This window comes from Prevotella sp. DNF00663, assembly GCF_001553265.1.
Classification (GTDB): Bacteria; Bacteroidota; Bacteroidia; order Bacteroidales; family Bacteroidaceae; genus Prevotella.
In genome coordinates, this window is the sequence record NZ_KQ960640.1 from 1 (window position 1) to 581 (window position 581).

The 581-nt window shown below is 41.3% G+C and carries 1 pseudogene; it reads left to right on the forward strand.

Features of this window, described 5'->3' with window-relative positions:
* Positions 1-182: 182 nt before the first annotated feature.
* Positions 183-581, forward strand: a pseudogene (locus HMPREF3034_RS08290) (IS30 family transposase); the annotation flags it as partial.

Here is a 581-nt window from a genome sequence, read left to right on the forward strand (position 1 = left end):
AGAGATAAAGATAACGTTGTGTTCATATGTTTGTAGATTATACTTTGCAAGTTCAAAAACGAAGTGCAATAAAAGAGTAGCCCTCGCCGAGAGATGCAGACAACCTCTCGCTACGCTTCAAGAACGTCTGCATCTCTCGGCGAGGGCTACTCTTTTATTGCACTTCGTTTTGTAACTTGCACGGGAAGAGATTCGGAGATTTTGAGATGGACTTAATCGTAGACCCTGACCAGCATGCCATACTCACACTGGTGGAGAAATCCACCAATATGCTACTTATGCAGAAACTGCCATTTGGAAAGCTGTCAAAGCCTCTGGCAAAGGTAGTTAGGAAACTGCTGCTACCATACAAGGACAGGCTGAAGACCATTACAACAGACAACGGACCTGAATTTGCAGCACATAAGGACATTACCAAGTTCTTAGGCGTGCCCGTGTACTTCGCTGATCCATATTGTTCTTGGCAAAAGGGAGCTATTGAAAATACAAATAAACTAATCAGACAATATATACCGAAAAAGGATTCGTTTGAACATTATACAGAAAAGAGAATTATGTCGATACAAAAGAAATTGAACGAA